The following is an 11,935-nucleotide window of genomic DNA, read 5'->3' on the forward strand; positions in this document are numbered from 1 at the left end:
CGGCGCTGAGAGGGCCGCTCGCGCTCACGTGTAGCGGCCGGCGACCGCACCGGCACGGGCACCGTACCCGCCGCCGAAGTGGCAGGCGTGGACCAGGAGCGGGTGCAGCTGGTGCAGCCCCGTCCGGTCCTGCCAGCCGTCGGCCAGCGGGGCCTCGTCGGCGTAGGCGGTGAGCGCCCGCTGCAGGTTGGGCAGCCCGAACAGCGACAGCATCGCCAGGTCGGTCTCGCGGTGACCGCCGTGCGCGGCAGGGTCGATCAGGTGCACCGCGCCGTCCAGGCCCCACAGGCAGTTGCCGTTCCACAGGTCGCCGTGGATGCGCGCCGGGCCCTCCTCGGGCACCAGCGCCGAGAGCCGGCCCAGGACGGAGTCCACGGCCGCGGCATCGCTCTCCTCGATCGCGCCCCGGTCACGGGCCAGCTTGAGGTAGGGCAGGATCCGCCGGGTGGCGAAGAACTCCGCCCAGGTCGGGGCGGTGCGGTTGGGCAGCGGCAGCCGGCCGATGTAGCCGTCGCGCTCCCCGCCGTACGCCGGGGCGCCCGCGGCGTGGGTGCGCGCGAGACGCCGGCCGAAGTCCACCGCCGCGTCCGGGGTGGTCCGCCCGGGCTCGATCCAGCGCACGATCAGGCAGTCGCTGTCGACGGCCAGCACCTCGGCGGCGGGAGCGCCGTCGGGGACCTCGCCGAGCCAGCGCAGCCCGGCGGCCTCGGCCTCGAAAAAACCCGGCGGCGGGTGCGGGAGGGTCTTCATCAGGGCCGTGGAGCCGTCGTTGAGCCGCAGCCGGGTCGCCGTGGAGATGTCGCCCCCCGCGACGGGAGCGGTGCTCACCACGGCCACGCCGAGCAGCGCCTCGGCCCGGCGTGCCACCACGGGGGAGCGGGTCATGGGGCGACGGCGTCCGAAAGCAGCCTCACCAGGTGCGTGCTGGTGCGCTCGACCATGGACATCACCTCCGTGAACCCTTGCTCCCCACCGTAGTACGGGTCAGGTACCTCGCCGCCCGGGTTCTCCGGATCGAAGGCGCGAAACAGCCGGACCCGAGGGGTCTCGCCGCCGACGTCGGCGAGGTTGGACCGGTCCATCACCAGGACCAGGTCGCAGTCCTGGTGCCAGCTCGGCTCGAACTGCCTGGCGCGGTGCCGCGTCGGGTCGTGTCCGGCCCGGGCGAGGGTGGCGGCGGCCCGCTCGTCCATCGGCTTGCCCACGTGCCAGCCGGCGGTGCCGGCGCTGACCACCTCGACCCGGTCGTCGAGACCGGCGGCGGCGACCTGGTCGGCCAGCACCACGTGCGCCATCGGGGAGCGGCAGATGTTGCCCAGGCAGACCAGTGCCACCCGGTAGCGGCCCGGCGTGCGGGGAGGAGGCAGCGCCTCGGTGTCGCCCGGGGCCTCGGTGTCGCCCGGGCGGTCAGTCATCGACGGCGGCGCTGAAGAACCAGCCGACCACGGTGATCACGATCGATCCCCCCACGGCCGTCCAGAATCCGTCGACCTTGAAGCCGATGTCGAGCTGGCCGGCCACCCAGGCGGTGAGCATCAGCAGCAGGGCGTTGATGACGAGCAGGAAGAGCCCCAGGGTGAGGATGATGAACGGCAGCGAGAGCAGCTTGACCACCTTGCCGACCACGATGTTGACCGCCCCGAAGATCAGGGAAACCACCACCAGCGGGACGAGCTTGTCCTCCAGCTGGGCTGAGAAGGGATGGTCGGCGCCGGCGAACCGGATGCCGTCGAAGAGCCAGGCTGCGGTGGCCACCGCCACGGCGGTGGCGACCAGCCACGTCAGGAAGCGCATGCACCTCACCCTAGGGGGAGGCGCGCAGCCGGGTCGGAGACGCGGGCCTGGGACGCGCCTCAGAAGCGCAGGGCCGCCTTGATCGCCACCTCGGCGTCGGCGAGGTGCTCGGCAAGGTGGTCCGCTGCCGCGGCGACGTCGCCGCGCTCCAGCATCGCCACCAGGTGGGTGTGCGATCCCGCCTGGTCGTGGGCGTTGCGCCGGAGCCGGTCGATCTGGGCCAGCGCCAGGCGCAGCTCCGCGCTCAGGCCCTCGGCGACCGCCACCAGCCGGGGGCTGCCGAGCAGGCCGACGAAGGAGGCGTGCACCGCCAGGTGTCGGGCGTTGAGCGCCTGGTACGACGCCCCGTCGGCCACCGCGGCGGCGTAGGCGGCAAGGGCCTGGCGCACCGCCTCGCGGGCCTCCTCCTCGGCCTCGGCCCAGTGCCGGGCCCCGGCGACCTCGAGCACGGCCCGGGCCCGGCAGACGTCGGCGACCGAGTCGGGGTCGGGCTGGGCGACGCTGACCCCGCGGTGCGGCTCCCGGGTGGCCAGGCCCTCGGCCACCAGCACGGTGAGCGCCTCGCGCACGGTGGGGCGGGAGATCCCGAGCTGCTCGGCCAGCGCGACCTCGCGCAGCGGCGTACCGCTCTCCAGCTCGCCGTCGAAGATCGCCCGACGCAGCTCCTCCACGACGCGGTCGACGATGGAGGACTGCTCCAGGTGCAGGTTCCCGAACGACTCGCCCATGACCCCGAGTCTGTCAGGAGTTGATAAGTGGGCGGCGCGCCGCCACACTCACTCCACACGATTGTCAGACAATCTGACAGAACGGGGGCGATGACATGTCAGAGCTGCAGTGGGGCAAGCACTACCTGGCGGTGCGCCCCGACCACTTCCGGGTCGACTACGTCATCAACCCCTTCATGGACCCCGCCGACCAGCCCGACGCCGCGGTGGCCCGGGAGCAGTGGGACCACCTGGTCCACACCATCGAGGCTCACGGCGGCGTGGTGGAGGTGCTCGGCCAGCGCTCCGACGCCCCCGACATGGTCTACGCGATGAACCTCGGTCTCGCCGTGCGCGGCGCGGACGGCAGTGCGAGCGCGGTGCTCTCCCACATGCGCTACGAGCAGCGCCGGATGGAGACCGAGTCGGCGCAGGCCTGGTTCGCCGACGCCGGCCACGTCACCTCCTACGTCGGTCGCGACGGCGTGGGCGCCCACTTCGAGGCCGGTGACGCCTTCCCCTTCGGCGACGCCCTGGTGGTGGGCTACGGACCGCGCACCGAGGAGCTGGGCCTCAAGCACCTCGCCGCCGGCCTCGGGGTGCGGGTGCGCGGGCTGCGCATCGACCACCCCGGGATGTACCACCTCGACCTGGCCTTCTGCCCCCTCGACGAGCGTCGCGCCATCATCTGCCCCGAGGCCTTCGACGACGCCTCCCGGGCCGCGTTGCTCGAGCTGGTGCCCGAGCCTCTGGTCCTGACCGAGGACGAGGCACTGACCACGTTCGCGGCCAACTCGATCGTGATCGGGCGCACCATCGTGATGCCGGCTGCGCCGGAGCGGGTGCGGACCCAGCTGGAGGAGTGGGGGTTCACCGTCGTGGTGGTGGAGATGGGCGAGTTCCACAAGGCCGGCGGCTCGGTCCGCTGCCTGACCAACCCCCTGGACGTGACGCTGGGCCGCGACCTGCCGCTTGTGCCCGGCGGCGAGGTGCTGCTGCCCGGCTAGGTGGCACCGCGGCTACGTCAGGGTGATCGGGTCCTCGGGGTGCTCCTCGCCCCGCGCGGTCTGGGCCAGCAGGATGCCCGCCACCACGGCGACGCAGCCCAGCACGGCCACCGCGCTGAGCGACTCGGCGTACCAGGCCCAGCCGAGGGCCGCCGCGCCCACCGGCTCGAGCATGGCGATCGCGGTCACCAGCGTCGCCGGGATGTAGCGCAGCGCCACCAGCTCCACCCCGAACGGCGCCAGGGTGCCCAGCAGCACCACCCAGGCCAGCACCAGCCACAGCGGCGCCGAGAGGGCGTCCAGGCTGCCCTGGAGCGAGACCGAGGCCGTCAGGTCCGCCTCCACCAGCCACACCGGGGAGGCCAGGTTCATCGCCACCGTCGCCACGGCGAAGCCCCACAGCATCACCTGCACCGAGGAGAGCCCGGCGTCGTGGCAGGCCTCACCCAGCAGGAAGTACGCCGCGAAGCAGATGGCGCCGCCGATGCCCGCCAGCACCCCGAGGGTGTCGAACGAGGCGCCCTGCCAGATCTCGGTGGCCGCCGCCAGCCCGGCCACGGCCAGCGCCAGCCCCCACCACAGACGCGCGGTGACCTCGGTGCGCTGCACGAACTTCGCCCACAGCGCCACCAGGATCGGCGCCTGGTACTCCAGCAGCAGCGCCAGGCTGATGGTCAGCCGGTCCAGTGCCATGAAGTAGCACAGCTGCAGCAGCGCCACCCCGAAGAGACCCAGGGCGGTGACCAGCAACAGCTGCCGGCCCCGCGGCAGCCGCAGCGCCGAGCGCTGCCACGCCACGGCGACCACCAGCAGGGCGACGAAGGTGCCGGTCACCCGCAGCGAGGTGAGCTCGAGCGACCCGATCCCGTTGCGCAGCGCGACCCGCGAGACCCCGGAGTTGAGGATGAACAGCGTCGCGCCGACCACGACGAGACCGATGCCGAACCGGCGCTGGGCAGAGCGCTGGGCAGAGCGCTGGACCGGGCGCTGGACCGGGCGCTGGACTGACATGGAGCAGATTGTCGCGCAGGTAGCCTCGACCCCGTGATCGAGGTTGGCGGAGCGGCGGTGATGGTGCTGGGGTCGGCGGCCTCCGGGCTCGTCCTGGCTCTGGTCGGGCTGGTGCTCGCGCGCTGGCTGGGCCCGGTCACCGCGTTCTCGCTGGTGGGCTTCGTGTGGGCGCTGGTGGTCATCGGGCTGGTCACGCTGGTGCCTCCGACCGGCTCGACCACCCTGGTGCCCGCGGAGGCGCGGCAGCCGACCTGCTCGCGGACCGTCGGTGGCCCGGCCCCGGACGGCTTCTGGATCTTCAGCGGCACCCAGCGGATGCTCAACACCGCGCTCTTCGTGCCGGCCGGGGCGCTGCTGGTGCTTGGTCTGGCCCGGTGGCGCACCGCCTGGCTGCTGGTCCCGATGGGGCTCGCCGGCCTGGTGGGCTACTCGGTGCTCATCGAGATCACCCAGCTGGAGCTGGCCCGCATCGACCGCGCCTGCGACATCACCGACGTCGTCGACAACGCCACCGGGGCGCTCATCGGCTGCGGCATCGGGCTGGCGCTGGCGCTGGTGCTCCAGCCGTGGCGGCGCCGGATGCGCGAGGAGGCACGGCGCGACCGGACGCACCCGGGGTTACTAGGGTGAGCGCCATGACCAGCAACCCCCAGCCGCGCGCCGACCTCGCCGCCATCCCGGCGTACGTCGCGGGCCGGCCGCCCACCCCGCGGCCGGGCCTGATCGGCTACAAGCTCTCCTCCAACGAGAACCCCTACCCGCCGCTGCCCGGCGTGCTGGACGCGGCCGTGGCCGCGGCGCAGGAGATGAACCGCTACCCCGACATGGGCTCCGCGCAGCTCTACCAGGCGCTCGCCGGCAGGCTCGGCGTGCCGAGCGACCACCTGGCGGTGGCGACCGGCAGCGTGGCGCTGATCTACCAGCTGCTCAGCGCGTACTGCACCCACGGCGAGCCGCACGACGAGGTGGTGCACGCCTGGCGCTCCTTCGAGGCCTACCCGATCGCGGTGACCGTGGCGGGCGCCCGCTCGGTGCGGGTGCCGCTGACCGCCGACGGGCGCCACGACCTGGACGCGATGGCCGCGGCCGTCACCGAGCGGACCAAGGTGGTGCTGCTCTGCACGCCCAACAACCCCACCGGCCCGGCGCTCACCCAGACCGAGGTCGAGGTGTTCCTGGCGCGGGTGCCCTCGCACGTCGTGGTGGTCCTGGACGAGGCGTACGTGGAGTTCGTGCGCTCGCCCGACCCGGTCGACGGCGTGGCCACCGTGCTGGCGCACCCCAACGTGGTGGTGACGCGGACCTTCTCCAAGGCCTACGGCCTGGCCGGCTTCCGGGTGGGGTACGCCGTGGCGCAGCCGCAGCTCGCCGCCGCCCTGCGTGCGGTCTCCCTGCCCTTCGGGGTCAGCCACGTCGCCCAGGCAGCGGCGATCGCCTCGCTGGAGGCCGAGGAGGCCCTGCTCGAGCGGGTCGAGGCGCTGGTCGCCGAACGGACCCGGGTGCTGGCAGCCGTCCGCGCCGCCGGCTGGGACGTGCCCGAGTCCCAGGGCAACTTCATCTGGTTCCCCGTCGGCGACCGGGCCGGCGAGTTCGCCGCCGCCGCCGAGGAGCTGGGCATCACCGTGCGTCCGTTCGCCGGCGACGGGGTGCGGGTGACCATCGGCGAGGACGAGGCCAGTGACCGGGTCGTCGAGCTGGCCCGCAGCTTCCCGCGCACCTGACTCGCCCCGCCCGGGCGGCGTCTAGGGTCGAGGCATGAGCGACGACCTGACTCCGACGTACACCGAGAAGGGCAAGCCCTTCGAGCGGGACATGGACTACATCGGAGACCGGGTCCTCGCCGGGAAGCGCTCCTCGGACCCGCACGACGCCGAGTACGGAGGCCGCGACGACGTCCAGGTCTGGCCCGTGCAGCCCGGGCGCTACCGCCTGGTGGCCGCCCCGGCCTGTCCGTGGGCCAACCGCTCCATCATCGTGCGCGAGCTGCTCGGCCTGACCGAGGTGATCAGCCTGGGCAAGCCGGGGCCCACCCACGACAAGCGCAGCTGGACCTTCGACCGCGACCCGGGCGGGCGGGACCCCGTGCTCGGGATCGAGCGGCTGCAGGAGGCCTACCTCAACCGGTTCCCGGACTACCCCAAGGGCATCACCGTCCCGGCGATCGTGGACGTGGAGACCAAGCAGGTCGTCACCAACGACTTCCCCTGGATCACCCACGACCTCTTCTTCGAGTGGCGCGAACACCACCGCCCGGACGCTCCCGACCTCTGGCCCGAGGACCTGCGCGAGGAGATGGAGCAGGTGATGAAGCGGGTCTTCACCGAGGTCAACAACGGCGTCTACCGCTGCGGCTTCGCCGGCTCCCAGGAGGCCTACGACGCGGCGTACGACCGGCTGTGGGCCGCGATGGACTGGCTCGAGGAGCGCCTCACCGACCGCCGCTACCTGATGGGCGAGGCGATCACCGAGGCCGACGTGCGGCTGTTCACCACGCTGGTCCGCTTCGATCCGGTCTACCACGGCCACTTCAAGTGCAACCGCAACAAGCTGACCGAGATGCCGGCGCTGTGGGGCTATGCCCGCGACCTGTTCCAGACCCCCGGCTTCGGCGAGACGGTCGACTTCGAGCAGATCAAGGCGCACTACTACGTGGTGCACACCGACATCAACCCGTCCGGGATCATCCCCAAGGGGCCGGAGCTGGAGTCCTGGCGCACCGCGCACGGGCGCGACCGCCTCTGAGCCCGCGATGACCGGTGACCTGCGTGTCGGCATCAGCGGCTGGCGCTACGCCGGCTGGCGAGGCGACTTCTACCCCAAGGGCCTGCCCCAGCGCCGGGAGCTGGAGTACGCCGCGGAGCACCTGACCTCGATCGAGATCAACGGCTCCTTCTACTCCCTGCAGCGCCCCACGTCGTACGCCGCGTGGCGCGAGGCGACCCCCGAGGACTTCGTCTTCGCCGTCAAGGGCGGCCGGTTCATCACCCACCTCAAGCGGCTGCGCGACGTCGAGACGGCGCTCGCCAACTTCTTCGCCTCCGGGGTGCTGGCCCTGGGCCCCAAGCTCGGCCCGCTGCTGTGGCAGCTCCCGGCCAACCTCGCCTACGACCACGACGTGCTGGACGCCTTCCTGGCGCAGCTGCCCCGGAGCACCACCGCGGCGCTCGAGCTGGCCCGTCGCCACGACGACAAGCTGGCCGAGGACCGGGTCCACCTGGCCACCGACGCCGACCGGGTGCTGCGCCACGCCCTGGAGTTCCGCTCCGAGACCTTCCTCGACCCCGGTGCCTACGACCTGCTGCGCCGGCACCACGTCGCCTGCGTGCTGGCCGACACCGCGGGCCGCTGGCCCAAGGTGGAGCAGGACACCGCCGACTTCCGCTACGTGCGGCTGCACGGGGACGCGGAGCTCTACGCCAGCGGGTACGGCGACCCGGCGCTGGACGAGTGGGCCGCCCGCTGCCGGCGCTGGTCCGAGTCCGGCCAGGACGTCTTCGTCTACTTCGACAACGACGCGAAGGGCTTCGCGCCCTACGACGCGATGGGGCTCATCTCCCGGCTGCGCTGAGTCACGCGCTGGACCAGGGGGATGCGCAGATTGCGCAGCCGCCCGGACGCGGGCTGCATCCCTGCGGCAGGTCCGGGTACGTCGAAGCATCGTCAGACGCACCATCCGTCATCGTCGCACGAGAGGAGAGGCCATGAGCAGCACTGATGCCTCCGCCGCAGGAACCGCCAAGGATGAGGCCAGTCGCCTGGCCGGCACCACCAAGGACGAAGTGAGGTCGGTCGCGGAAGAGGCCAAGACCCAGGCGCGCAACGTCATGGGGGACGCGCGCACCATGGTCGACGAGCAGTCGCGCACCGGCCGCGACCGGCTGGTCGAGACCGCCCGCACCTTCGGTCAGGACCTCGAGGAGATGGCCGACAACGGTCCCGGCGGCATGGCCGGCGACCTGGCTCGCCAGGTCGCGGGCAAGGCGCGCGAGCTCGGCGACCGCCTCGACGGCCGCGAGCCCTCGGAGATCCTCGAGGACGTGCGCAGCTTCGCCCGGGAACGGCCCGGCACCTTCCTCCTCGGCGCACTGGCCGCGGGGCTGGTCTTCGGCCGCGTGGCCCGCGGCGCCAAGGACGCCTCCGGCTCGGACTCGGGCTCGGGCATGGGCTCGGGCATGGGGTCCGGATCGGCCTCGGGCAGCTCGACCGGGTCGGCCCCGGTCGGCACCGGTGACGAGGGCGTCGGCCTGTGGACCGGGCCGCCGGCTGGCGGCGCTGTCTCGCCCCCGCCGGGTGCGGTCTCCCCGGGTCCGGTAGCGGGCGCTCCGGCGCCCGGATCGCCCGGGACCGGTTCGTCCACCCCGCTGTACGACGAGACGCGCGGGACCACGCCGTGAGCGTCACCGGGGGACCCGGCGACCCTGTGCACCCGACGCCGGACCCGCTGCACTCGACGGATCCCCTGCACCAGGGCGGCACGCTGCCCCCGACGGAGACCCGCTCGCTGGGCGACATCATCGGTGACATCACGGCTGGGCTCAGCAACCTGATCAAGCAGGAGATGGAGCTGGCTCGCACCGAGATCAAGCAGGAGGTCTCCACGCTCGGCAAGGGAGCCGGGCTGCTGGGAGGCGCGGGAGTCGCAGGCCACCTGATGCTCCTCTTCCTCTCCCTGGCGGTCGTCTACCTGCTCGACAACTGGATGCCGACCGAGCTGGCGGCGTTGATCGTCGCCATCGTGTGGGGTGTCGCAGCCGCCGTGCTGGGTGCCCGCGGTCGCAAGGAGATCAAGGAAGCAGACCCGCAGCTGCCCAAGACGCAGCAGACCTTGAAGGAGGACGTGCAATGGGCCAAAGCCCAGAAGAGCTGAGCGCCGAGGAGCGCAGGCAGCAGGAGCTGAACCGGGACATCGAGCGCACGCGCAGCCAGCTGAGCCGCGACGTCGACGAGCTCGGCGACAAGGTGAGCCCGAGCCAGGTGATGGAGCGTCGCAAGCAGGCGGTCCGTGGGCGGGTCGTGGGTCTCAAGGACAAGGTCATGGGCTCCGCCCAGGGCGCGGTCGGCTCGGTCCAGAGCGGCGGTCAGTCCGCCGGTCACTCGATCACCGGCACCGCCTCCGACGCGGCCTCCGGGGCGAAGGACACCGCCACCGGCGCCGTCCAGTCCCTCGGCCGGCAGGCCGAGGGCAACCCGCTGGCAGCGGGCGTCATCGCGTTCGGTGCCGGCATGCTGATCTCCTCGCTCATCCCAACCAGCCGGGCCGAGCAGCGCCTCGCCCAGCAGGGCGTGGACGCCGCCAAGGAGCATGGCCAGCCCGTCATCGACCAGGCCAAGTCCATGGCCGGTGACGTCGGCCAGCAGCTGAAGGAGACCGCCCAGCAAGGGGCGGCCGAGGTGAAGTCCTCGGCGCAGGACTCCGCAGAGTCTCTCAGGTCTGAGGGCCAGAGTTCGGCCCAGAACGTCCGGGAGTCAACATCGGGATCCAGCAGCGGGACCGAGACCGGCTCCAGTGGTTCAGGCAGTTCTGGTTCCACGGTCTGAGGGGGGTGGCCGGGCGTCTCCGCGAGGGGCGTCCGGCTCACACCCACCCGTGTCCGGCCGCCCGGCGCGGCTCCCGGCGTACGACGACCGTCGCACCCGAGCCAGCCAGGCGGGCACGAAGTGCCACCCCGGCGGCTCGTTGAGCACCGGGTCGAAGTCCGGCGTCGGTCGCCGCGGCCCGGTCACCACCAGCTCTCCGCGCTGCAGCTCTGCCGCGGCGCTGGCCACTCGGAGCCGGATCCGCACCGGGAGCCGGCCCGCGAGCTGATCCACCTCGACGCCGGTCAGCCGGTGGTCCGCCAGTTCCGCCAGCACCAGCACCCGGGTGCGGTCGACCGACTCCCAGGGCAACAGCGAGGTGAAGGTGGCGCGACCCCACGACGCGGCCGGCCACAGCGCCCACCGCCGCCACCCACGGGTGCCGGGCGAGGTGGCCAGCAGCACGTCCACGGCTCCGCCGGCATCGGGGTAGCGGAACGCGATCCCCAGGATGTCGGGCAGCCTCGCGGGCAGGCCGATCGCCTTGGACATCCGCACCACGCACTCGGTGCGCCCGGTCGGCAGCGGTCCGGCGCCCTGGATCTCCAGGTGTCCGGCCAGCACCTCCCCGCGCGGGTGGAAGAAGCGGGCGGACCGGGCTCGCGAGCCCAGCCGGAAGGTCTCGCGGGCGACCGCGGACAGCGCTGGTACGACGTCCATGCCAGGCCTGTACCCACCTGGACCTTGACCCACGTGATGGGGGGATCAGGGCCTGACCCAGCGCCCGATCCGCGGCAGCCCGTCGACCCAGTTCAGCCGGGCGGCGTACATCGCCCGCTGGGCCCGCTGCTTGGTCCGCTTGGACCAGTCGAAGCCGCTGGAGCAGGGCCGGACGATCCGGTGGCAGGTCCACCCGTGCAGGAAGATCCGGTTCCCCGCCACGTCGGCGCCGCCGGGGCCGCACAGGCCGGTGGTCGCCCGGTCCAGCAGCACGCCGTACTCGGGGGCGCTCCAGTCGGTCAGCACCGGCGAGCGCAGCCAGATGGTGCGGTAGGTGCACCGCGTGTAGTCGCCCTCGGAGAGCAGCAGCACCCACCCCTCGGGTTGAGCGACGAGCACCGGGTTCTCCAGCACTCCGTCGTGCCGCAGCAGCTCGATGCTGACGGCGCCGGGGTGCACCCCGGTGCCGGTGCGGTCCAGCTGCACCAGCCGGATCGAGGAGGGGATCCGGTCGGTCTTGTAGAGCAGCACCAGCCCGTCCGAGCCCTGGTGCACCGACGGGTCGATCACCCCGGCGCGGGGGAGCGTGGCGTCCGTTGGGACCAGCGGGTCGCCTGCTGGCGGCGTCTTGACGTACGACGGGCAGACCAGCGGCGCGTCTCCCACCGGGGTGAACCCCCGCAGCGCGGAGCGGGACCGGGCCACGCCGATGCACCGTCCGTACGGCCCCAGCCCCTTGACCGGGGCGGAGTAGTAGAGCAGCCACCAGCCGCGGACCCGGGTGACGTCCGCGGCCCAGATGTCGCCGGCTCGGGACCAGGAGGGCAGCCTGCTCAGCGCGGGGCCGCCGCGCTGCCAGCGGCCGTTGCGCGACCGGACCCAGGCGCGCGGGGCGCGTTCCCCGGTGGCGAAGCCGACGTACCCGCCGCCGAGCCGCTCCACCGCGGGATCGGCGAAGTTGCTCGCCACGATCGGCTTCGGGCTGCCGATCACCGTGGGCGGGCCGGGCTCGGCCCGGGCCGGCAGCGCCGCCAGTGTGGTCGTCCCGGCGAGCGCCAGGACGCCTGCCAGCACCAGCAGGAGCAGGGTGGTGCGGGTCCCCCGCGCGGGCGCGTCCCGGCGCGGGTCAGGGGTCATGGCGCCGAGGCTAGTGCGCCGAGGGCATGGGTGCGCATCGGC

The 11,935-nt window shown here is 73.0% G+C and carries 15 protein-coding genes; 8 read left to right on the top strand and 7 right to left on the bottom strand.

The genetic code is table 11. From position 1 onward, the window contains the following. Nucleotides 1–24 precede the first annotated feature (24 nt). From C0R66_RS01145 to C0R66_RS01160, 4 genes are read right to left on the bottom strand one after another with little or no spacing between them, the layout of a single operon-like run. Nucleotides 25–885, bottom strand: a complete 861-nt coding sequence (locus C0R66_RS01145; protein WP_101523135.1) for a fructosamine kinase family protein — start codon at nucleotides 883–885, stop codon at nucleotides 25–27. Next, on the bottom strand, nucleotides 882–1,415 hold the full coding sequence (locus tag C0R66_RS01150) for a low molecular weight protein-tyrosine-phosphatase (RefSeq protein ID WP_101523136.1): 534 nt from the start codon (nucleotides 1,413–1,415) through the stop codon (nucleotides 882–884). The genes C0R66_RS01145 and C0R66_RS01150 overlap by 4 nt, the downstream gene beginning before the upstream one ends. Next, nucleotides 1,408–1,794: a phage holin family protein gene (locus tag C0R66_RS01155; protein WP_101523137.1), complete on the bottom strand. Its 387-nt coding sequence runs from the start codon at nucleotides 1,792–1,794 to the stop codon at nucleotides 1,408–1,410. The genes C0R66_RS01150 and C0R66_RS01155 overlap by 8 nt, the downstream gene beginning before the upstream one ends. A 59-nt stretch (nucleotides 1,795–1,853) precedes the next feature. Then, nucleotides 1,854–2,522 carry a GntR family transcriptional regulator gene (locus C0R66_RS01160; RefSeq protein WP_101523138.1) on the bottom strand — a complete coding sequence of 223 codons (669 nt, stop codon included), beginning with the start codon at nucleotides 2,520–2,522 and terminating at the stop codon, nucleotides 1,854–1,856. Nucleotides 2,523–2,617: 95 nt separating this feature from the next. Between C0R66_RS01160 and C0R66_RS01165 the strand changes: the two genes are divergently transcribed. Beyond that, nucleotides 2,618–3,508 (top strand): dimethylarginine dimethylaminohydrolase family protein, encoded by an 891-nt coding sequence (locus C0R66_RS01165; RefSeq protein WP_101523139.1) that lies wholly within the window; start codon nucleotides 2,618–2,620, stop codon nucleotides 3,506–3,508. A gap of 12 nt (nucleotides 3,509–3,520) precedes the next feature. Here the strand turns inward: C0R66_RS01165 and C0R66_RS01170 are convergent, their stop codons facing one another. Continuing rightward, entirely contained in the window at nucleotides 3,521–4,519 is a 999-nt protein-coding gene (locus C0R66_RS01170; RefSeq protein WP_101523140.1) for an EamA family transporter, read from the bottom strand. 33 nt (nucleotides 4,520–4,552) lie between these two features. On the opposite strand from C0R66_RS01170, the gene C0R66_RS01175 reads away from it, so the two are divergent. The 7 genes from C0R66_RS01175 to C0R66_RS01205 all read left to right on the top strand — a co-directional run bounded on the left by C0R66_RS01175 (nucleotide 4,553) and on the right by C0R66_RS01205 (nucleotide 10,057). Further along, nucleotides 4,553–5,149: a VanZ family protein gene (locus tag C0R66_RS01175; RefSeq protein WP_101523141.1), complete on the top strand. Its 597-nt coding sequence runs from the start codon at nucleotides 4,553–4,555 to the stop codon at nucleotides 5,147–5,149. Nucleotides 5,150–5,154: 5 nt separating this feature from the next. Next, nucleotides 5,155–6,240, top strand: coding sequence for a histidinol-phosphate transaminase (hisC, locus tag C0R66_RS01180; protein ID WP_101523142.1), 1,086 nt, complete (start codon nucleotides 5,155–5,157; stop codon nucleotides 6,238–6,240). Between the two features lie 34 nt (nucleotides 6,241–6,274). After that, complete coding sequence (locus C0R66_RS01185) at nucleotides 6,275–7,261, top strand: glutathione S-transferase family protein (RefSeq protein ID WP_101523143.1); 987 nt, start codon at nucleotides 6,275–6,277, stop codon at nucleotides 7,259–7,261. A gap of 7 nt (nucleotides 7,262–7,268) precedes the next feature. Next, entirely contained in the window at nucleotides 7,269–8,087 is an 819-nt protein-coding gene (locus C0R66_RS01190) for a DUF72 domain-containing protein (protein WP_101523144.1), read from the top strand. Between the two features lie 133 nt (nucleotides 8,088–8,220). Next, nucleotides 8,221–8,913 (top strand): hypothetical protein, encoded by a 693-nt coding sequence (locus C0R66_RS01195; protein ID WP_101523145.1) that lies wholly within the window; start codon nucleotides 8,221–8,223, stop codon nucleotides 8,911–8,913. Beyond that, the gene (locus tag C0R66_RS01200) at nucleotides 8,910–9,386 is read left to right on the top strand and encodes a phage holin family protein (RefSeq protein ID WP_199286755.1); all 477 of its coding nucleotides are present in this window, start codon (nucleotides 8,910–8,912) and stop codon (nucleotides 9,384–9,386) included. Before C0R66_RS01195 ends, C0R66_RS01200 begins: the two co-directional genes overlap by 4 nt. Beyond that, nucleotides 9,362–10,057 carry a DUF3618 domain-containing protein gene (locus C0R66_RS01205; RefSeq protein WP_101523146.1) on the top strand — a complete coding sequence of 232 codons (696 nt, stop codon included), beginning with the start codon at nucleotides 9,362–9,364 and terminating at the stop codon, nucleotides 10,055–10,057. Before C0R66_RS01200 ends, C0R66_RS01205 begins: the two co-directional genes overlap by 25 nt. Here C0R66_RS01205 and C0R66_RS01210 read toward each other — a convergent pair. Then, entirely contained in the window at nucleotides 10,031–10,756 is a 726-nt protein-coding gene (locus C0R66_RS01210) for a phosphodiesterase (RefSeq protein WP_101523147.1), read from the bottom strand. The two genes, C0R66_RS01205 and C0R66_RS01210, sit on opposite strands and share 27 nt — an antisense overlap. Nucleotides 10,757–10,801: 45 nt before the next feature. Further along, entirely contained in the window at nucleotides 10,802–11,893 is a 1,092-nt protein-coding gene (locus C0R66_RS01215; RefSeq protein ID WP_101523148.1) for a family 43 glycosylhydrolase, read from the bottom strand. Between the last annotated feature and the right edge of the window lie 42 nt (nucleotides 11,894–11,935).

The organism is Nocardioides houyundeii (assembly GCF_002865585.1).
Lineage (GTDB): Bacteria > Actinomycetota > Actinomycetes > Propionibacteriales > Nocardioidaceae > Nocardioides > Nocardioides houyundeii.

What these genes read in the sequence shown, in the direction of transcription:
- C0R66_RS01205 (WP_101523146.1), top strand. Translation starts at nt 9,362, where the DNA reads ATGGGCCAAAGCCCAGAAGAGCTGAGCGCCGAGGAGCGCAGGCAGCAG.
- C0R66_RS01195 (WP_101523145.1), top strand. Translation starts at nt 8,221, where the DNA reads ATGAGCAGCACTGATGCCTCCGCCGCAGGAACCGCCAAGGATGAGGCC.
- C0R66_RS01210 (WP_101523147.1), bottom strand. Translation starts at nt 10,756, where the DNA reads ATGGACGTCGTACCAGCGCTGTCCGCGGTCGCCCGCGAGACCTTCCGG.
- C0R66_RS01215 (WP_101523148.1), bottom strand. Translation starts at nt 11,893, where the DNA reads ATGACCCCTGACCCGCGCCGGGACGCGCCCGCGCGGGGGACCCGCACC.
- C0R66_RS01190 (WP_101523144.1), top strand. Translation starts at nt 7,269, where the DNA reads ATGACCGGTGACCTGCGTGTCGGCATCAGCGGCTGGCGCTACGCCGGC.
- C0R66_RS01165 (WP_101523139.1), top strand. Translation starts at nt 2,618, where the DNA reads ATGTCAGAGCTGCAGTGGGGCAAGCACTACCTGGCGGTGCGCCCCGAC.
- C0R66_RS01145 (WP_101523135.1), bottom strand. Translation starts at nt 885, where the DNA reads ATGACCCGCTCCCCCGTGGTGGCACGCCGGGCCGAGGCGCTGCTCGGC.
- C0R66_RS01160 (WP_101523138.1), bottom strand. Translation starts at nt 2,522, where the DNA reads ATGGGCGAGTCGTTCGGGAACCTGCACCTGGAGCAGTCCTCCATCGTC.
- hisC (WP_101523142.1), top strand. Translation starts at nt 5,155, where the DNA reads ATGACCAGCAACCCCCAGCCGCGCGCCGACCTCGCCGCCATCCCGGCG.
- C0R66_RS01155 (WP_101523137.1), bottom strand. Translation starts at nt 1,794, where the DNA reads ATGCGCTTCCTGACGTGGCTGGTCGCCACCGCCGTGGCGGTGGCCACC.
- C0R66_RS01150 (WP_101523136.1), bottom strand. Translation starts at nt 1,415, where the DNA reads ATGACTGACCGCCCGGGCGACACCGAGGCCCCGGGCGACACCGAGGCG.
- C0R66_RS01185 (WP_101523143.1), top strand. Translation starts at nt 6,275, where the DNA reads ATGAGCGACGACCTGACTCCGACGTACACCGAGAAGGGCAAGCCCTTC.
- C0R66_RS01170 (WP_101523140.1), bottom strand. Translation starts at nt 4,519, where the DNA reads ATGTCAGTCCAGCGCCCGGTCCAGCGCCCGGTCCAGCGCTCTGCCCAG.